The organism is Acetobacter garciniae, assembly GCF_017377735.1.
In the GTDB taxonomy this organism is placed as follows: domain Bacteria; phylum Pseudomonadota; class Alphaproteobacteria; order Acetobacterales; family Acetobacteraceae; genus Acetobacter; species Acetobacter garciniae.
On sequence record NZ_JAFVMH010000003.1, the window covers coordinates 209095 to 227017 of the forward strand.

Here is a 17923-nt window from a genome sequence, read left to right on the forward strand (position 1 = left end):
GGATATGGACAGGGGGCTTGCAAGACCAGCTCCCTGATCCGCGCATTGCGGTTCCCTGCCAGCCTGCGCGGCGCCCCCACATGCCCTGTCTGGTCTCTTGCGGCCTGCGGCGGCCTCAGACGGTTACGGTGCGGTTGCGCCGCCAGGTGTCTTCCAGTGCGGTGGCGGGGTCCGGGGCGGGGTCGCTCCACGCACCGTCCTGCCCGGGGGCCTGGGCCAGTGCGCGCCATGTGGCCTCCCCCGCGCGGCGTTCCACCACCACCGACCATGACGGCGGAATACGCTCGAGCAGGCGTTCCATTTTCTGCGCCGTGGTCAGCGGCCTGGCGTAATTATGCCCCATGATACGTTACTCCCGCGCGTTCAGGTGGGGTGGAAAACCGTGCGTATCAGTCCTGCGGCCTGCTTGCGGGATCCCTGAGCTTGCTGAGGATCTGCGCAATGGTTTCGGCAGGTTGATACAGGGTGGAAAAGGACCAGGCGTCTTCATCCGGTGCGGGGGGTTCCAGCGTTTCAAGCTGGCTGGGCAGCAGGCTTGCCGGCATGAAATGACCGCCCCGTGCTTCCAGCCGGGTGTTGAGCACCTGAACATCGGCATGCAGGTAGATGAACAGCGGGTTCAGCCCGTTGCGGCGCAGCTTGTCGCGATACGCCCGCTTGAGCGCCGAACACGCCAGAATACCCCCGTTGCCCTGCGCCGCGCAGTGTTCCAGCCAGGCATGGCACTGGTTCAGCCAGTCCTGCCGGTCCTGATCGACCAGGGGCACGCCCGCCGCCATTTTGGCGCGGTTCTGCGGGCTGTGCAGCACATCCGCATCCTGCCAGGGCCAGCCCAGTTCATTGTGCAGCCCTTCGGCCACGGTGGACTTGCCCGAACCGCATACCCCCATGATGACAATCAGCCGTGGCGCAATCCCGCGCGCCGCGGGCTGGGGTGCGTGCGGGGGCGTGGACATCGCGGCAGTTTGGGCCGTCGCCGTCGCTGCCGGTCCCGCTTCGGGGGTCAGGATTTTTATCCCCTCCGGTCCGGCCGTAATGGTTTGTGTGGCCATGTGCAGGAACAGTCCGTGTTCGACCACGCCCACAATGTCGGTAATGGCCTTCGCGGTGTCTTCAGGCTGCGTCATGGGGCCGAAGACGCAGTCCAGGATCAGGTTTTTCTCATCCGTGAGGAAAAAGGACCCGTCGCGCAGGCGGCGCGGGGTCACGCGCGCGCCCAGTTCGCCCAGCTTGCGGGCGGTGTTTTCCCAGCCGAAGGGAATGACCTCGACCGGCAGCGGGCAGCGCGCACCCAGGTGATCGACATATTTGCTGGCATCGGCCACCACCACGAACTGCCTTGCCGCGGCCGCCACGATCTTTTCCCACAACAGCGCGCCACCCAGCCCCTTGATGAGGTTGAGCGTGCGCGGTTCGATCTCGTCAGCTCCGTCTATGGCAATGTCCAGTTCGGGCTGTTCGCCGAAGGTGGTCAGGGCAATGCCTTCCTCGCGCGCCTGCTTTTCGGTCACGACGGATGTGGGAATGGCGCGGATACGCAAGCCTTCCTCCCGCACGCGGCGGCCCAGCTCCGCCACCACGAACTTGGCGGTGGACCCGGTGCCAAGGCCTACGGCCATGCCGTCACGGACCAGGGCGGCGGCGGCAATGGCGGCCTGCTGCTTGAAGGCGGCCGCGGGATCGGGCGGGGGGCTGCTCATGGATGTATCCTTGTACTGTGGTTGGCGGTGCGGGTTCGATGCGTGTCGGCGGCTGCTGCGGCTGCTCCGGCTGCTCGGGCAGGCCGGGGGCATGCGGTCATTGGGCGCGTGTTTATCCCGATGCGGCAAGCTGGTCCACAAACCAGGTGACATCGCCCATGGCGGTTATGGCCGCGGCCGGGCAGGCGGTGTCACCCGCGCGCACGCGGGCCAGGACCGGGGCCTTGGCCGCCCCTTCGGCCAGGAAGATCACATGCCGGCTGGCATGCAGGCACGGGTACGTCAGGGTCAGGCGCGTATGCGGGGCGGTGGCGGGCGTGCAGGTGCCCACCCAGGCACGGCGTTCGTCCAGCACCGCCTGGCCGGGAAAGAGCGAGGCAGTATGCCCGTCCGTGCCCAGCCCCAGCAGGTTCACATCGAACAGCGGTTTGCCGGGCAGCAGGTCGGCCCCGCCGTAGAGCCTGCGCAATGTCGCTTCATACGTGCGGGCCGCATCCTCGGCCGCGCCGCTGTCGGGCATGAGGAAGATATTGTCCCCGGGCACGGGCACATGCGCGAAGAGCAGGCGGGTGAACATGCCCGCATTGCTGTCGGCATGGTCGTGGGGGACAAACCGGTCATCGCCCACGAAAAACTGCATGCGCTGCCAGGGAAAGCGCTGGGCGTAAGGGGGGCTTGCCATCAGCGTATACAGGCGCTGCGGCGTGGACCCGCCGCTTAGCGCCATGCGAAAAGGCCTGTCCGACGGTTCAAGGGCCAGGGCCAGCAGGTGGTCCGCCAGCGCTTCGATCAACGCCTTTCCCGTGGGGAAGACCCGCATCTCACCCGTAACGGCACTGGCGGAGGCCGCGCCGCTTTCAGCCGGAGAAGTGCCGGGCTGCGCTGCGATGGATGGGGTGTCAGCGGGGTGCTGGGGCATGGGGTCAGCCTTGTCCTGCATGGGTGGGGGGCGTGGCATGGCGTTTGGCTGGCGGCTGCCGGGGCGGGGGCACGCAGCGCGGCAGGACCAGGTCTTCCATCGCGCGGGCCCAGCCATCTTCGGTGTTGGGGGCGGTGGTGTAATGCGCTTTCGCCCGCACATCGGGCAGGGCCTGCCCCATGGCGATGGACAGCCCTGCAATGGACAGCATGGGCACGTCATTCACCATATCGCCAATACAGGCGACGTTTTCCACCCCCACGCCATACAGGGCGGCCAGATGGCGTACCGCGTGGCCCTTGGTGGCCTGCGGGGGCGTAATATCCAGAAACCACCGGCTGCACCGTGCCACACTGGCGCGCCCGGCCAGCAGGCGGCCCATTTCGACCTCCTGCCGCGCGATGGCCTCGAAATCGGTGGAGGAACCGGTAATCTTGCCCACATCATGTACATGCGCCGCAAGGTCGGGCACCACGGTTGGGGTCATGCGCACGGCATTGCTTTCGGCCTGCACGTAATCGCCCAGCCGGTTATCCACCAGCCAGCCATGGCCCTTGAACAGCCATGCTTCCAGCGAACGGCTTTGCAGAATGCGCAATGCCTCGCGCACCGCATGCGGGTCCAGCACCAGGCTGGAGCGGATGGTGCCGTCGGCATTGAAAATGGTGCCGCCGTTCAGCGCGCCATAGGGTGTGTCTATTCCCAACTGGTCGAAATACATCTCCATCCCGCCGGGCGGGCGGCTGCTGACCAGGCAGAGCGGCACGCCCGCCGCCCGCAGCGCGCGTGCTGCGGCCTGCGCGCGCGGGGTCACCTGCTTTTGCGGGGTCAGCAACGTGCCATCCATGTCCGACACGACAAGGCTTATGCGCGCACTCGGCCCCACACGCCCGGGCACCTGCACACAGGGCCCGGCGGGGGCAGAGGGGGTATGGGTCTGCGCAATGTCCCCGCCCGGCGGGTGCCGGGGCGTTGTCGTGTGGTCCGGGGCCTGCGTATGGGTTGTCATGCTGCCTTCCCCCGCCATGGCGGGCTGTGCGTTCACATCCGTTTTGGGGGTAGCATGAACGGTGCGCCCCTAGTTCTTGCTTTCGACATGGCCGCCAAAGCCAAACCGCATGGCGGACAGCACTTTTTCGGCAAAGGTATTGCCGCTGCGCGAGCGAAAACGCGTGAACAGTGCGGCCGTCATGACGGGTACGGGCACGGCTTCCTCGATCGCGGCTTCGATCGTCCAGCGGCCTTCGCCGGAATCGCTGACTTCCCCGCTGAAGGTCGAAAGATCGCCATTGCGGGCCAGGGCCTCGGCCGTCAGGTCCAACAGCCAGGAGGAAACAACGCTGCCCCGCCGCCAGACCTCGGCAATATCGGCCATGTTCAGCGAAAAGCGTTCCCCTTCGGCCACAAGGGGCGAATCCTTGCGGTACATGACATCGAACCCTTCCGCGAAGGCCTGCATCATGCCGTATTCGATTCCGTTATGCACCATTTTGACAAAATGCCCCGCCCCCGCCGGGCCACAATACAGGTAGCCCTGCTCGGCCCTTGGGTCCAACCCGTCACGATCGCGCTGGGGCGTGCGCGCAATATCGCCCATGCCCGGGGCCAGAGCCGCCAGGATGGGGTCGATATGTTCGGCTGCTTCACGCGCGCCGCCGTACATCATGCAGTAGCCGCGCTCCAGCCCCCACACGCCGCCGGACGTGCCGATGTCCAGATAATCAATGCCCTTTTCGGCCAGAACCTGGGCCCGGCGGATATCATCCTTGTAATAGGTGTTGCCCCCGTCGATGACGATATCGCCCGGCCCCATCAGCCCGCCCAGCGTGGTGACGGTCTCTTCCGTAATGGCGCCGGCGGGCAGCATGGACCACACGATCCGGCGCGGGCCGTTGAGCTTGTCCACCACATCGGCCAGGCTGGCAGCCCCCGTCGCGCGGCCCCCTTCGGCCCGTGCGACCGTTTTTTCCACCGCTGCCGTATCGCGGTCGTAAACAACCACGTCATGTCCGTAGCGGGTCAGGCGCACGGCGATATTACCGCCCATACGGCCCAGTCCGACAATGCCGATCTGCATCTATTTCTCTTTCGTCAAATTCAAATCATGTGGCGTGGCTCAAAGCGCCGCGTGCAGCGCCTTGGCCAGCGCTGCGAGCCCGTCCTTGAGACTGCCGCGAATATGCACGCGTAAGGCACGTCGGCCCCGTTCGGCCAGCACGTCGAAATCGCCGCGCGCCTGGGCCGCCTTGACCACGCCGAACGTGTAGTTCGAGCCGGGTACGGGCAGGTCGCGCGCATCGTCAGCGGTAATCTGCAGGAACACGCCCGTGTTCGGCCCGCCCTTGTAGGCCTGGCCGGTGGAGTGCAGGAAGCGCGGCCCGAATTCCGCCGCCGTGGCCACGGTCTTGGCGTCGCGCACATGCAGGCGGGTGTGCTGGATCCATTCCAGCGTGTCGCGGTTGCGCTCGATATAGGCCAGAAGCCCCACGTAATCGCCCGGCTTCACCCGGTCGAAATGGGCCTTGAGCACCGCAGCCGCATCGCTGCCCGCACCTTTAAGGGCCGCGGCATTGGCCGCATCCGCGAAAAAGGCCAGCGGGCCGCATTGCGCGAAAGGCGTTTCGGGAGGGAGTGCTCCCGTTTTCTCGTATGCTTCGGTCAGCTTGCGGGTTTCGACCTTGCTGGCCTCCACATCGGGCTGGTCGAACGGGTCTATGCCCAGGATCGCGCCCGCGACGGCGGTCGCCATTTCCCAGCGGAAGAATTCCTGCGCGATCTGGCGCTTGGAATGCAGCGTGATGGTCACGACCGGGTGGCCGGCATCGATCAGCGTCGCAATGGCCTCGTCCTGCTCGTGGCGGTGTTCGGTGGCCAGGCGCAGGTAGATGAACAGCCGGTCCTGCCCGTAGCGACGGGGCCCGCCCAGTGTTTCATCATCGATGGGGATAATGCCACGGCCCAGCTTGCCGGTGGATTCCGCCACAAGCTGTTCCAGCCAGGCACCGAAATCCATGATCTGGGGGGTGGCGATAATGCTCAGCTTGTCGCGGCCGAACTGTTTGGCCGCGACCCCCATGATGATCCCCAGCCGCACGCCGGGGTTGATGGCGGGCGGCACGCTGGCATCGCACAGGCGCACGCCGCGCAGGGCGTCATCTATGAACAGGCGCAGCGGTATGCCGCTGGCGGCGGCGGGCACAAGCCCGAAATTGGACAGCACGGAATACCGCCCGCCAATTTTCGGGTCGCCTGAAAAGATTTTCCAGAATCCTTCCTGCTTCGCATGGGCTTCCAGCTTGGAGCCAGGGTCGGTAATGGCCACGAAATGCGAGGCCGCCCGGTCCTTGAGCGCGCGTTTCGCCAGGTCCTGGAAATAGGCCAGCATGATATTGGGCTCAAGCGTGCTGCCCGACTTGGACGCCACGATGAACAGCGCGTGGTGGGGGTCGATCTTTTTCTCGAACGCAGCGACCTGCTGCGGGTCGGTGCTGTCCAGCACGTAAAGATGGCCAAAGCCTTCATGCTTGCCAAAGGTCATGGCCAGCACTTCCGGCCCCAGGCTGGAGCCCCCCATGCCCATCAGCAGCACCTGGCGGAAGCCACGGGCCTTGACCTCGGCCTGGAAGGCTTCAAGCTCGGCCAGGTTGGCGCGGCGTTCATCCACCACGTCCAGCCAGTTCAGCCAGTTCGCTTCGGGGCCGCCGGTCCATACCGTGGCGTCCTTGGCCCAGATGCGGCGCAGCGTGCCGGCATGGCGCCAGTCTTCCATCCCGCTATCCACCGCCTTGGCAAGTTCATCGGGCAGGTGGGCTTTCAGGCTGGTCAGTTTCTCGCCCATCAGGGTGGCCTGCTTGGCCGCGACCGAGCCCAGAAGGGCATCGAACGCATCCGCGAAGGAGCGCACGCCTTCATCGAGCAGGGTTGCGGTCACGCCCTCAAGGTTCAGGCCAAGCTGTTCGGCCTGATCCATGACCGTGCGTGCGTCGTTTACGCCGGTGGTCAGGGTTTCATGCACGCGGCCATGGTCGCGGAAGGCATCCATGGTGGCGGGCGGCAGGGTGTTGACGGTCTGCGGGCCGATCAGGCTGTCTACATACAGGACGTCGCTATAGGCCTTGTCCTTGGTGCCGGTGGACGCCCAGAGCAGGCGCTGGGTCTGGGCCCCCGCCGCTTCCAGCGCTTTCCAGCGCGGGGTCTGCATGATTTCCTGCCAGTAGACATAGGCCATCTTGGCATTGGCTATGGCCACCTTGCCGCGCAGGGCCGCAAGGGCCGGGGCCTGCTTGTCGCCCGCCTTGATCCGGCGGTCGATCTCGGCATCGATCTTTGCATCGATCCGGCTGACGAAAAACGACGCGACCGAGGCCACGCGGGAGATATCGCCACCCTTGGCCTTGAGTTCTTCCAGCCCGCACAGCCAGGCTTCCACCACGTCGCGGTAGGCGGCCAGCGAGAAAATGAGCGTGACATTGACGTTGATCCCCGCCGCGATGCTCTGGCGTATGGCGGGCACGCCCTGCGGGGTCGCGGGAATTTTCACCATCAGGTTGGGGCGCGCGACATCGGCCCACAGCCTTGCGGCCTCATGCGTCGTGCCATGCGTGTCCCGCGCCAGATAGGGGGACACCTCAAGGCTGACAAAGCCGTCACGGCCCTTGCTGTCTTCATAGACCGGGGCCAGGGCTGCGGCTGCGGCCTGGATATCGGTCACTGCCAGTTTTTCGTACAATGCCCCGGGCGAAAGTATGCTCGTGGACAGCACGTCGCGCATCTGGGCGTCGTATTCCGTGCCTTCGCCCATGGCTTTCTGGAAAATGGCGGGGTTGGAGGTGACACCGCGAATATCGCCTTCGCGCACCAGTTTCGCCAGCGTGCCATCGAGCACGAAGGAGCGGCGGATAAAGTCCAGCCACGGGGATTGATGGAGCGTGGCCAGGGCCTGCAACGGATTGGCGACAGTGGTGGCGTTGGCTGTCATGTGCGGTATCCTTGTTCCCGGCCCGGCTGCCCCGTTGCGCAGTCTGGATGCTGCTGGGGCCGGGCGTTTGTCGTGTAACGCAGGGGGTGGTGGCGGGCTCCCGAAAGTGCCCACCATCCCGCTGGTTCCATGTCTGGCTGGCTATATGGCCGATTTTGTGGCCAGGCCCGCCTTATTTCCGTGCCGAACCCACCTGCCTGCGCGCGGCGTCCAGCACGGCCTGGGGTGTAAAGCCGAAATGTTCCACCAGCTTTTCCGCCGGGGCCGACGCGCCAAAGCTGCGCATGGCGATAATGGTGCCGCGCGGTCCGGCGTAGCGGTCCCAGCCGATGGGCGAACCCGCTTCCACCACCACGCGGGCGGTCACGTCGGGGGGCAGCACGCTGTCGCGGTAGTCCTGCGGCTGGGCTTCGAACAGTTCCCAACTGGGCATGGACACCACGCGGGCTGCGATCCCTTCGGCCACCAGGGCCTCATACGCGCTGACCACCAGCCCGACTTCCGACCCCGTAGCGATCAGGATCACCTGCGGCGTGGTCTCGCTGCTGGCCAGCACGTAGGCCCCGCGCGCAAGCCCCGTGGCTGGTGCGTAGCGCGTGCGGTCCAGCGTGGGCAGGTTCTGGCGGCTCAGCGCCAGGGCGATGGGGCCCGTGCGGTGGGTCATCAGGTAGCGCCAGGCTTCGGCCACCTCGTTCGCATCGGCCGGGCGCAGCGTGGTCATGCCCGGGGTCGCGCGGAGCTGCGCCAGTTGTTCGATCGGCTGGTGGGTCGGCCCGTCCTCGCCCACGCCGATGGAATCATGCGTGAAGATATAGGTCACCGGCAGCCCCATGATGGATGACAGCCGGATGGGCGCTTTCATGTAGTCCGAGAAGATCAGGAAGCCCGCGGCAAAGGCGCGCAACCCATACAGCGCCATGCCGTTGACGATGGCCCCCATGGCATGTTCGCGCACGCCGAAATGGAAGTTCCGCCCCGCATAGCTTCCGCCCCATTTGGCGGGCTGGAAGCTTTCCTGCCCCTTGAGCAGCGTCTTGGTGGAAGGCGCAAGATCGGCCGAGCCACCCAGCAGCCAGGGCACGCGGGCGGCCACGGCGTTCAGCACCTCGCCCGAGCTTGCGCGGGAGGCCACACCTTTTTCGCTGGCGGGGTAGAGCGGAATATCCGCGTCCCATCCGTCGGGCAGGGTGCCGTTGAAGATGCCTTCAAGCTCGGCCGCACTTTCGGGGTGGGCCTTCGTGTACTCCGCGAGCAGTTTTTTCCACGCGCTGGAGGCCGCAGCCCCGCGCGCGCCAAGCCCCGCACTGATATGGGGCATGACTTCGTCGGGCACGAGAAAGCTGCTGTCTTCTGGCCAGCCGAGCACCTTCTTGGTTTCGCGCACTTCTTCCGCACCCAGCGGCTCGCCATGGGCGGAGGCCTTGCCCGCCTTGTTGGGCGCCCCCCAGGCAATGACGGAATGGGCGATGATCAGGCTCGGGCGCGCGGTCTCCGCCTTTGCCTTGGCCAGCAGCGTGCAGAATGTGGCGGTGTCGTTCGCATCCGCCAGTTCGAGCACCTGCCAGCCATAGGCAGCAAAGCGTTCGGCCACGTTTTCGGTAAAGGCGACCTCGGTCGAGCCTTCGATGGAAATGCGATTGGAATCGTAGATCCAGGTCAGGTTGCCAAGCTGGAGATGCCCGGCCAGGGATGCCGCCTCGCTGCTCACACCTTCCATCATGTCGCCATCGCCGCACAGCGTGTACACATGGTGGTTGAACAGATCGAAGCCGGGCTTGTTGTAGCGCGCGGCCAGCCATTTTTCCGCAATGGCCATGCCCACGGAATTGCCGCAGCCGGCGCCCAGCGGGCCTGTCGTGGTTTCAACCCCCGTGGTGTGCCCGTGCTCGGGGTGGCCGGGGGTCCTGGAGCCGAACTGGCGGAACTGCGCGAGGTCGGCCACCGTCAGCGCGGGCTCGTTCGTGACGCGGCCATTGCGCACCTGCCGCACACCGCTGAGATGGATCAGCGTGTAAAGCAGCATGGACGCATGGCCGATGGACAGCACGAAGCGGTCCCGATTGGGCCAGAGCGGGTCCGCCGGGTCGTAGTTCAGCACGTTCTGCCACAGCGTATAGGCGACAGGCGCCATGGACATGGCAGCACCGGGATGCCCGGAATTGGCTTTTTGCACAGCGTCCATGACCAGCGTGCGGATTGTATCGATGCACAGCATGTCGGTGCCGGTCGCACCGGCCTTTGCTGGCCCACCGGCCTCGGCCCCCGCGGGAGCACATACAGGGGTGGGATAAGAAACGCGCATGCAAACCTGTCCTTCTACCGGGCTTTCATCCTGGAAAAGCCCATGAGCTTATAAACCCAAACCATCAGACCACGCCCACGCTCCTGCCGGGGGGATCACGCCCGGGGCCCTATGCTGCCCTGAACATGATCGGCACATTTCCACGGTTCCGGGTTTTTCGGCAAGGCTTCAGCTTGCGCGCGAAGGAACGCGGCGGTTCAGCCGTCTGGTTCTTTTGGCGCGAGCATAACAGATTATCCCTCCCTCCGCGCCGTTTTTTTCGGCTCTTTTCCGCGCTCGGGCGCAGCTTGCGCGGCAGGGCAGCGTGCGGGTCCGCGGCAGGGGGCGTTGGCTGCATGCCGGGCCCGCATTCCGGGCCAGCACAGCAGGCAGTCACAGCAGCCAGTACAGGGGGCAGCACACGGGTGCAGCATATGGCCAACGCAGCGGGGCAGGGCCACAGGCAGGGGGCAGGGCGTTTGCGGTCCGTGCCGATGCACGATATGCTTGCCGGCAATCGGCCGTGGCGGCACCTGTAGGGCCAGCGGTTCTGGCCGTGCAGCCTGTAGTGTCGTTTTTGCGGAGATCACCAATGACAGACGAGTCCATGCAGACTCCGGCAGGACAAGGGGCGGCCTCTACCGGCTTTACCCGCGACCAGGTGGACGCCCTGTTCCTGAACGCCGCGCGCGAAGGCCAGACAGACCTGCTGGCCCGTTTTCTCGATGCGGGGATGGACCCCAACCTGCGGGCGGAAAAAGGCTACACGCCGCTGATTCTGGCCACGTATAACGGCCATCTGGATGCCGCACGCCTGCTGCTGGCCAAAGGGGCCGCCCCCGACCAGCAGGATGAAAAAGGGGCTACGGCCCTGGCGGGTGTCGCGTTCAAGGGGGACATGCCCCTTGCGCGCCTGCTGCTGGAAAACGGGGCTACGGTCGATATTCCCAATGCCGTGGGCCGCACGCCGCTGATGTTCGCCGTCATGTTCGGGCGCGAGGACATGGCCCGCCTGCTGTTGCAGGCCGGTGCCAGCCCCAGCCTGCGCGACGGGGAAGGGCAGAACGCCGTGGACCTGGCCCTGCGCCAGGGCTACACCGTGCTGGCCCAGGATCTCAGGAAAGCTGATACCGCCAGCGCATAAATCCCCACCGCACGGACCGGGGGCGGAGCAGCCGGCGTAGCTGCGGCGCATATCTTGCGGGCCGTGTTCTCGAACTGCGCGCCGGCGCTCATCCCCATCGGCTCCGCGCCGGGCTTGATCCATAAGGCTTGCCCCAGGGGGTTCACCTGATGGAGCTTGGCTCAGCGAGCCTGCTTCAGACGCGCCTTGGCGGGGGTGGTCAGTCATGTGGTTTTGCGTAAAGGTGCCCCGCCCGCTTTTGATTTTGGACCCGCTTTGATTTGGAACCGTCAGCCATGAGCCGCTTCTGGAGCCCTCTCGTCCACACGCTTACGCCCTACGTGCCGGGGGAACAGCCCCGGCTGGCCGATCTGGTCAAGCTGAACACCAATGAATCGCCCTATGGCCCATCGCCCCGCGCCCTTGCGGCCATGCACGCGGCGGTCGATGACAGCCTCCGCCTGTATCCCGACCCGCAGGCGCTGGACCTGCGCACCGCCCTGGGCAAGCGCGTGGGGCTGTCCGCCGAATGCGTGTTCGTGGGCAATGGTTCGGACGAGGTGCTGGCCCATGCGTTCCAGGCGTTTTTCGCCCATGGCGCGCCGGTGCTGTTCGCGGATGTCACCTACAGTTTCTACACGGTCTATTGCGGCCTGTACGGCCTGCCCTATCGCCAGGTCCCGCTGGATGGCGCCATGCGCGTGGTGGTGGAGGATTACGCAGGCCCGTGCAGCGGCGTGGTTCTGGCCAACCCGAATGCGCCCACCGGCATAGCCCTGGGGCTTGATGATATCCGCCGCCTGCTTGCCCTCCAGCCCGATCGCGTGGTGCTGGTGGATGAAGCCTATGTCGATTTCGGGGCGCAGAGTGCAGCAAGCCTGGTGGCCGAATACCCCAACCTGCTGGTGGTGCAGACTTTCTCCAAGTCGCGGGCGCTGGCGGGGCTGCGCGTGGGCTTCGCCTTCGGCCAGCCCGAACTGATCGAGGCCCTGACCCGTGTGAAGGACAGCTTCAACTCCTATCCGCTGGACCGCCTGGCCCTTGTGGGAGCCACCGCCGCGGCCGAGGATGAGGAATGGCTGACCCTGAGCGTGGGCCGCGTCATCCACAGCCGCGCGACGCTGACAGAGGGGCTGGAATCGCTGGGGTTCGAGGTCTTGCCGTCCGCTGCGAATTTTGTTTACATGCGCCACCCCGACCGGGATGCGGCGGATATCGCGGCCCGGTTGCGAGAGCAGGCGATTATCGTCCGCCATCTCAAGGGTGAGCGCACGGCCGCGTGGCTACGGGTCACGATCGGCACGGACGCGCAATGCCAGACATTGCTGGCCGCATTGCGGGATATTCTGCACCGCAACACATAAGACGGTCCCGCTCACGGGCGCTGTCCTGCCGCGCATGCGGCGGGCTGGCGGCTTCTGCGCGGCATGGGGCCAATGCAGTTTTTTTTTGACGTTCGCCGCACGGGCGCAAGGGTCGCGTGCGGGTCATGATGATGGAGCAAGTCATGCGTTCATTCCAGGGGCAGTTGTCCGACAACCAGCCCATCCGCCGGTCCCTGCCGGAAAAGCAGAAGCAGTTGCGCGAACTGAAGGAAACCCTGGCGGGCATGAAGGCGCATACCTCGGCCTCCCTCAAGGAAAGCGTGCGCAAGCGTATTGCCCAGCTCGAGGCCGAACTGGCGGCGGCCCCCGTGCTCAAGGCCAGCGGCCGCAGGCAGGGTGACGCGGCCCCCCGTGGCGCGGGCCGCGCAGGTGCGCGCAGTGGCGGCGCGCGTGAAGGGGCCCGTGAAGGCGGCAGGGACAGCACGCGGGCAGGCGGGCGGATGCGCCAGCCCCTGGGCTGAGGGGGCGCTGGCTGGTTTTTTGCATCACGGGGCCATCGCGTGATAAGGAGCACCAGCCAGTCTTTCAGGTGCCATAGGGGCGTGGCCCGGCATGACGCCGCCATGCCCGAATTTTCAAAGCAGGGAGAGCCGTGATGGCCGGAACCCCCTCTTCCTCCTTGCCGGAACCGCTCTCCGAAGGCGGAACCCATCTGCATGACGGCCTGGTGTGGGCCATTTTCTGCCGTTTCGGGCACGAACCGGTCGAACTCCCGCGTGATGTGGTGGCCCAGCGCCTGACAACCGGCCGTTTCCCGCCCGAATTCGCCGGCCCCGATGGCTGGGCGTGGTTCCATTTCGATATCGTCCATACGCTCTCCCGCGCGCAGATCGAGAGCATTCCTTCCCTGCCCGAAGACGCGCGCCAGGTGCTGACCAACCCCGAACGCAGCACCCGGCTGGACAGCGAGGGCGATATCGTGTTCGGCGCCCTGCCGGCGTTCGACGATACCGGCATGGATGACGACCGCAATGTCAGCACATGGCGCTTCTCGCTCGAACCCGACCTGCTGCTGACAACCCGCCGCCACCCCATCCCGGCTTTGGGGGTGGTGTACCACGAATTATGGCGCGGGCTGGCCCCGCGTTCGCCCGCCAAGGTGGTGGACCGTGCGCTTTTGGAATTCGCCGATACGGTGCGGCGCGACTTCGCCCGGCTGGACGACCAGCTCGACCGTGCGGAAGACGTGCTGCTGATGCTTGACCGCGATACCGATCTGGGCCGGGTCAGCGGTTTGCTGGGCGTGGTGCGCCGCCGCTCCACCGAACTGCGCCGCGTCCTGGCCCCGGTGGACCGCCTGTTCCGTGACGAGGAACTGGAACTGCCCGACTGGGCGGAGGACGACCTGCGCGATCGGTCGCACCGCCAGGTTCACGCGGCCCTGGACGATCTTCTGGCGTTGCAGGACCGCGCGCGCTCCCTGCAGGACGAACTGGCGTCAAACCAGGCGGAAGAAACCAACCGGCGGCTGTATATCGTCTCCGTCGGCACCACCCTGATGCTGCCTGCAACCTTCGTGACCGGGTTTTTCGGCATGAATACGGGGGGCATGTTCCTGACGACCGGCAACTGGGGCACGGTCGAAGCCGGCGGGTTCTGTTTCCTCATCATGCTCGGCACATGGTTGATGCTGAAAATGACTAAGCTGCTCTAGGACGTGGTTTCGACAGTCGGCGGCTAGGGGATGGCCGGGGCGTCCTGCGCATCTCCGTGGACCTGGGCGCGGTAGGCGGCCAGCACAGCCGGGGGGGCGCCATCCATGCGAATGCGCCCGCCTTCCATCCAGATCAGCCGGTTGCACCATTTTTCCAGCACGCCAAGATTGTGGGAGGTCATGACCAGGATATCCGTGGCATTTACCATGGCGGTCAGCCGTCGTTCGGCCCGTTCCTGAAAATGCCGGTCGCCGGCCATGAACCATTCATCCATCAGCAGGATCTGCGGGGCGGTGGCGGTGGCAAGGCCAAAGCCCAGGCGTACGCTCATGCCGCTCGAATACAGCCGCACCGGCAGGTCCAGGAACGCGCCCAGTTCGGCAAAGGCTTCCACATCCGTTTCCAACTGGCGGATGCGCGGGGTGCTCAGGCCTTTTTGTCGCCCGAACAGGGTAATGTTTTCCCGCCCGGTCAATTCCGCGTTCATGCCCGAATGCAGGTCCAGCAGGGCGGAAACGCTGCCGTGAATATCCAGCCTGCGGGCACCGGGATGGTAAATGCCGCCCATCACGCGCAGCAGGGTGGACTTGCCCGCGCCATTATGGCCGAGCAGCCCCACGCGCTCCCCCGCCCCGATATGCAGCGAGATATCGCGCAGGGCCTGCACGTGAACGATCTTGCTGTGAGGATTGTGACCCAGGGTGATATCGCCCCCCACGCGCGGCCCGCGCGCGGTCCGCAGCAGGTTCTTGCCCTGGCTGAACAGCAGTTTCTTGAGCGAGCGCGACCCGCTGCGAAAAATCGGGAAATCGAGGTTGACGTGCTCGAGCGTGATGGAGGCCGCATCGTCGTTCATGCGCGCGTCTGCGGCCACGCCGGTGGGGGCCGTGGGCATGTCGGCAGAGGCCTGGGCGGCCGGAGCCATGTCGGACGCGGCCATGTCGGGGGGGATGGTCATATCCAGAAGGCCAGTCGGCGCCGCGCGCGGGAAAAGACAAGCAGGGCCGCAGCCCACAGGGCCACGCTGAAACCGCTGGCGACCAGCCACAGGCTGGGGGCTGCGGCATGGCCCAGCAGCGGGCTGCGCACGATTTCAAGCAGGGAATAGAACGGGTTGAACAGCAACCAGCGCGCCGCATTCTTGAGCTGGTGCGCATCCCATATGACGGGTGTGACGTAAAAGGCGATCTGCATCACGCTGCCGATAATGGGTGGAATGTCGCGAAAGCGCGCGCACAGGCTGCCCAGCAGCAGGCACAGGGCCACGCCATCAAGCATCCAGACCGCGATGGCGGGGAGGGCCAGGAATGCGATCGTGCCGGGCCACGCCCCCATGAGCACGAACACCGCGACAGGGGCGATGATGTTATAGCCGAACACGACACCGCAGCGCACAAGGGTACGGAACGCCTGGACCGAATAAGGCATGTTGACCGAGCGGATGGTATGCGCCGCATTGGTAAAGGTGGTGCAGCTTTCCTGCATGAGGGCGGATATGCCCGCCTGCCACAGAATAAGCGAAATTGCGAGATAGGGCAGGTATTCCCGCAGCACCAGATGGAAGATCTGCGCGTAGATCCAGCCCATGGAGCCGATCATGATCCCGGTTGTCAGCGTCAGCCAGAAAGGTCCGATCCGCGACCCGTTGAACTGCATGCGGATATCGAGCCAGCCCAGTGCGACGGCCAGACGCCACAGGCTGAGCCCTTCCCCGATATCGCGGCAGGCCAGCAACAGGCGCGAGCGTGTGGGTTCGGGGCGTCGGCCCGGTGTTCTTGCTGGGGTTTCGGGCGCACCGGACGGGGGCGAAGGTGCCTGCCCAAGGGGGGAAGTGGCCCGTTCGTCAGCCATTCCACCTGGTGCTTGGGGCACCGCCTGGTCCCGGTCCGTTTCCGGGTCCCGGGTTGCGGGAAAAATCTGCGTGGAAGATCCAGACGTGCCCATCATGCTGTATCGCCTATCCGATCCCCTGGCGTTCCGCAACCATGGGCTGCCCGGTCGTGGGGATCATGCACGCGTTTTCTTGCATGCGCGTAAGGCGGAGTATACATATTTCGCGGGTCTGTTGGGGGCCGCCCGGCTTTCGTGCCGGGGTTTCGGGCCGGATTGTTACAGGGGGCTGCGGGTTGCAGGCCGTGCCCCGTCATACGCAAAGGATGGAACGGCAGCATGACAGCCAGGCAACCACGCCAGCATGCAGCCCATGGGCGCACCCCTGGCACCGCCCATGGAGCCGCCCACGGGGTCACGACGCCGGACCCGTTTGCGACAGGAAATACCCCCGAAAACGCGCGCGTTGGCACGCCCCTGCCGCACGGCGCGCCAGGGGTAATGCGCATTGCGCGCGGCGCCGTGCTGTTGGGAATGCTGGCAAGCCTGGCCGCCTGCGCCAATGGACCGGGCGGTGACAATGTAAGCATGCCGGTCGAGGAAGAAGCCGCCTATTACCGCGCCCATGCCCGTGGGTATTACGCACCCCCCGGCCCCCCCAGCGATCCGTGGGGTCCCTATATACAAGAAGCGTCGCAGCGTTTCGACGTGCCCGAGGAATGGGTGCGCGCGGTGATCGACCAGGAATCGGGCGGCAAGCTGTATCATAACGGCCAGCTTGTGACCTCCGGCCCCGGGGCCATGGGGCTGATGCAGCTTATGCCGCCGACCTATGACGACATGCGCACCACCTATAATCTGGGTGGGGATGCGTACGAACCGCATGACAACATCATGGCCGGTACGGCCTATCTGCGCCAGCTCTACGATATTTACGGCTCCCCGGGCTTTCTGGCCGCGTACAACGCAGGTCCCGGCCGGCTGGAGGATTTCATAACCCGCAACCGCGTTCTCCCGCGTGAGACACGTAATTACGTGGCCGCCATCGGGCGGCGTATTGTCGGCATCTCGCCCGCCAACCGTTCCCAGGCCGACCTGCTGGTGGCCAGCCACGATACGCTGACCCAGTCGGCCCAGCCGCGCGTCAGCGGGGAAATGAGCGCGGTCCGCACCGCCTGGGCCAACAAGCGCGCATCCGAACAGCCCGTGCAGGTGGCCGAGGCCATCGGTTCGGATAGCGGGCAGGACGATACACAGGCCGATAACGCGCCCGACACGCAGGATAGCCAGGCGAATACCCCCTCCACCTACGGGCAGGACTGGCACGCCCTTGCCCGCCCGACCCGGGTGGCGGACGGTGCTGAAAGCCCCGATGCGGTGCGCGCAGCCTGGGCCCGGCGGCTCAGCAATTCCGAACAGTCCGTGGCCAATACCCCGCTCCAGGTGGCGCAGGCAGCCGATACCGCGGATACCGACAGCACCCAGCCCGGCCAGCAGGACGGGGCCGGGCAGGCTTCGGCGGACGGGCAGGCAGCCCAGGGCACGGACACGCAGGCCGTGGCGCAGGCCGATGCCAACGCCCAGGGCCCCGCTGCGCAGGCCAGCCAGGCCGATACCTCGGCGGAGTCCCCATCCGATAATACCTGGGTGGTGGCGCAGGCGGATACCCAGCCCAACACGCCTGATGAGCCTGCGCGCAACGGTTCGTTATCATCCGGAATGGGGCTTTTCCCCGCAGCCCATGCAGAGCCCGTACCCTTGCTGACCCATAAGGCCCGCGCGCCCGAACCGCGTAACTGGGCCATTCAGGTGGGGGCGTTCGGTTCCGCCGCCATGGCGCAACAGGCGGCGGGTCAGGCGCGGCACAAGGCGACGGCTTTGGGGGCGGCCCGTCCGTCGGTCGCTGCCGTGCAGGTTCGGCAAGGGCGGCTTTACCGGGCAAGGCTTGTGAACCTGTCGCACAGCCAGGCGCTGGATGCCTGCCGCAAGCTGAGCGGCTGTGTCGTGATCTCTCCCGATTCCCGCTCCTAGCCACACGGCATCAGCGGGATT

General features: G+C 65.9%; 14 protein-coding genes and 1 pseudogene. 5 read left to right on the forward strand and 10 right to left on the reverse strand.

The genetic code is table 11. The features are described 5' to 3' along the window. Positions 1–115: 115 nt before the first annotated feature. The 8 genes and pseudogenes from J2D77_RS08550 to tkt form a co-directional block, all read right to left on the reverse strand. On the reverse strand, positions 116–343 hold the full coding sequence (locus J2D77_RS08550; RefSeq protein ID WP_207845851.1) for a hypothetical protein: 228 nt from the start codon (positions 341–343) through the stop codon (positions 116–118). Between the two features lie 46 nt (positions 344–389). Next, positions 390–956: a gluconokinase gene (locus J2D77_RS08555; protein ID WP_207845980.1), complete on the reverse strand. Its 567-nt coding sequence runs from the start codon at positions 954–956 to the stop codon at positions 390–392. Positions 957–995: 39 nt separating this feature from the next. Beyond that, positions 996–1700, reverse strand: a pseudogene (gene rpiA / locus J2D77_RS08560) (ribose-5-phosphate isomerase RpiA); the annotation flags it as partial. Positions 1701–1812: 112 nt separating this feature from the next. Beyond that, on the reverse strand, positions 1813–2520 hold the full coding sequence (pgl, locus tag J2D77_RS08565; RefSeq protein WP_207845981.1) for a 6-phosphogluconolactonase: 708 nt from the start codon (positions 2518–2520) through the stop codon (positions 1813–1815). A 103-nt stretch (positions 2521–2623) separates the two neighbouring features. Next, on the reverse strand, positions 2624–3664 hold the full coding sequence (locus tag J2D77_RS08570) for an HAD family hydrolase (protein ID WP_331000086.1): 1041 nt from the start codon (positions 3662–3664) through the stop codon (positions 2624–2626). 33 nt (positions 3665–3697) lie between these two features. Further along, positions 3698–4696, reverse strand: a complete 999-nt coding sequence (gene gnd, locus J2D77_RS08575) for a phosphogluconate dehydrogenase (NAD(+)-dependent, decarboxylating) (RefSeq protein WP_207845852.1) — start codon at positions 4694–4696, stop codon at positions 3698–3700. 39 nt (positions 4697–4735) lie between these two features. Further along, the gene (locus J2D77_RS08580; protein ID WP_207845853.1) at positions 4736–7597 is read right to left on the reverse strand and encodes a bifunctional transaldolase/phosoglucose isomerase; all 2862 of its coding nucleotides are present in this window, start codon (positions 7595–7597) and stop codon (positions 4736–4738) included. 172 nt (positions 7598–7769) lie between these two features. Then, positions 7770–9899: a transketolase gene (tkt, locus tag J2D77_RS08585; protein ID WP_207845854.1), complete on the reverse strand. Its 2130-nt coding sequence runs from the start codon at positions 9897–9899 to the stop codon at positions 7770–7772. A gap of 571 nt (positions 9900–10470) precedes the next feature. Between tkt and J2D77_RS08590 the strand changes: the two genes are divergently transcribed. The 4 genes from J2D77_RS08590 to J2D77_RS08605 all read left to right on the forward strand — a co-directional run bounded on the left by J2D77_RS08590 (position 10471) and on the right by J2D77_RS08605 (position 14040). Beyond that, positions 10471–11022, forward strand: a complete 552-nt coding sequence (locus tag J2D77_RS08590) for an ankyrin repeat domain-containing protein (RefSeq protein WP_207845855.1) — start codon at positions 10471–10473, stop codon at positions 11020–11022. A 275-nt stretch (positions 11023–11297) separates the two neighbouring features. After that, positions 11298–12365 carry a histidinol-phosphate transaminase gene (hisC, locus tag J2D77_RS08595; RefSeq protein ID WP_207845856.1) on the forward strand — a complete coding sequence of 356 codons (1068 nt, stop codon included), beginning with the start codon at positions 11298–11300 and terminating at the stop codon, positions 12363–12365. Positions 12366–12508: 143 nt separating this feature from the next. After that, entirely contained in the window at positions 12509–12847 is a 339-nt protein-coding gene (locus J2D77_RS08600; protein ID WP_207845857.1) for a hypothetical protein, read from the forward strand. A 134-nt stretch (positions 12848–12981) separates the two neighbouring features. After that, positions 12982–14040: a transporter gene (locus J2D77_RS08605; RefSeq protein ID WP_207845858.1), complete on the forward strand. Its 1059-nt coding sequence runs from the start codon at positions 12982–12984 to the stop codon at positions 14038–14040. Between the two features lie 23 nt (positions 14041–14063). Here J2D77_RS08605 and J2D77_RS08610 read toward each other — a convergent pair whose 3' ends face one another. After that, positions 14064–14936, reverse strand: a complete 873-nt coding sequence (locus J2D77_RS08610) for an ABC transporter ATP-binding protein (protein ID WP_407927096.1) — start codon at positions 14934–14936, stop codon at positions 14064–14066. 59 nt (positions 14937–14995) lie between these two features. Then, positions 14996–15892, reverse strand: coding sequence for an ABC transporter permease (locus J2D77_RS08615; RefSeq protein WP_230975664.1), 897 nt, complete (start codon positions 15890–15892; stop codon positions 14996–14998). A gap of 480 nt (positions 15893–16372) precedes the next feature. On the opposite strand from J2D77_RS08615, the gene J2D77_RS08620 reads away from it, so the two are divergent. Then, the gene (locus tag J2D77_RS08620) at positions 16373–17902 is read left to right on the forward strand and encodes a transglycosylase SLT domain-containing protein (RefSeq protein WP_230975684.1); all 1530 of its coding nucleotides are present in this window, start codon (positions 16373–16375) and stop codon (positions 17900–17902) included. Positions 17903–17923: the final 21 nt, after the last annotated feature.

Coding starts and splice junctions, on each gene's coding strand:
- J2D77_RS08620 (WP_230975684.1), top strand. CDS start 16,373: ATGCGCATTGCGCGCGGCGCCGTGCTGTTGGGAATGCTGGCAAGCCTG.
- J2D77_RS08590 (WP_207845855.1), top strand. CDS start 10,471: ATGACAGACGAGTCCATGCAGACTCCGGCAGGACAAGGGGCGGCCTCT.
- J2D77_RS08605 (WP_207845858.1), top strand. CDS start 12,982: ATGGCCGGAACCCCCTCTTCCTCCTTGCCGGAACCGCTCTCCGAAGGC.
- hisC (WP_207845856.1), top strand. CDS start 11,298: ATGAGCCGCTTCTGGAGCCCTCTCGTCCACACGCTTACGCCCTACGTG.
- J2D77_RS08550 (WP_207845851.1), bottom strand. CDS start 343: ATGGGGCATAATTACGCCAGGCCGCTGACCACGGCGCAGAAAATGGAA.
- J2D77_RS08555 (WP_207845980.1), bottom strand. CDS start 956: ATGTCCACGCCCCCGCACGCACCCCAGCCCGCGGCGCGCGGGATTGCG.
- J2D77_RS08615 (WP_230975664.1), bottom strand. CDS start 15,892: ATGGCTGACGAACGGGCCACTTCCCCCCTTGGGCAGGCACCTTCGCCC.
- J2D77_RS08600 (WP_207845857.1), top strand. CDS start 12,509: ATGCGTTCATTCCAGGGGCAGTTGTCCGACAACCAGCCCATCCGCCGG.
- gnd (WP_207845852.1), bottom strand. CDS start 4,696: ATGCAGATCGGCATTGTCGGACTGGGCCGTATGGGCGGTAATATCGCC.
- pgl (WP_207845981.1), bottom strand. CDS start 2,520: ATGCGGGTCTTCCCCACGGGAAAGGCGTTGATCGAAGCGCTGGCGGAC.
- J2D77_RS08580 (WP_207845853.1), bottom strand. CDS start 7,597: ATGACAGCCAACGCCACCACTGTCGCCAATCCGTTGCAGGCCCTGGCC.
- tkt (WP_207845854.1), bottom strand. CDS start 9,899: ATGCGCGTTTCTTATCCCACCCCTGTATGTGCTCCCGCGGGGGCCGAG.
- J2D77_RS08610 (WP_407927096.1), bottom strand. CDS start 14,936: ATGCCCACGGCCCCCACCGGCGTGGCCGCAGACGCGCGCATGAACGAC.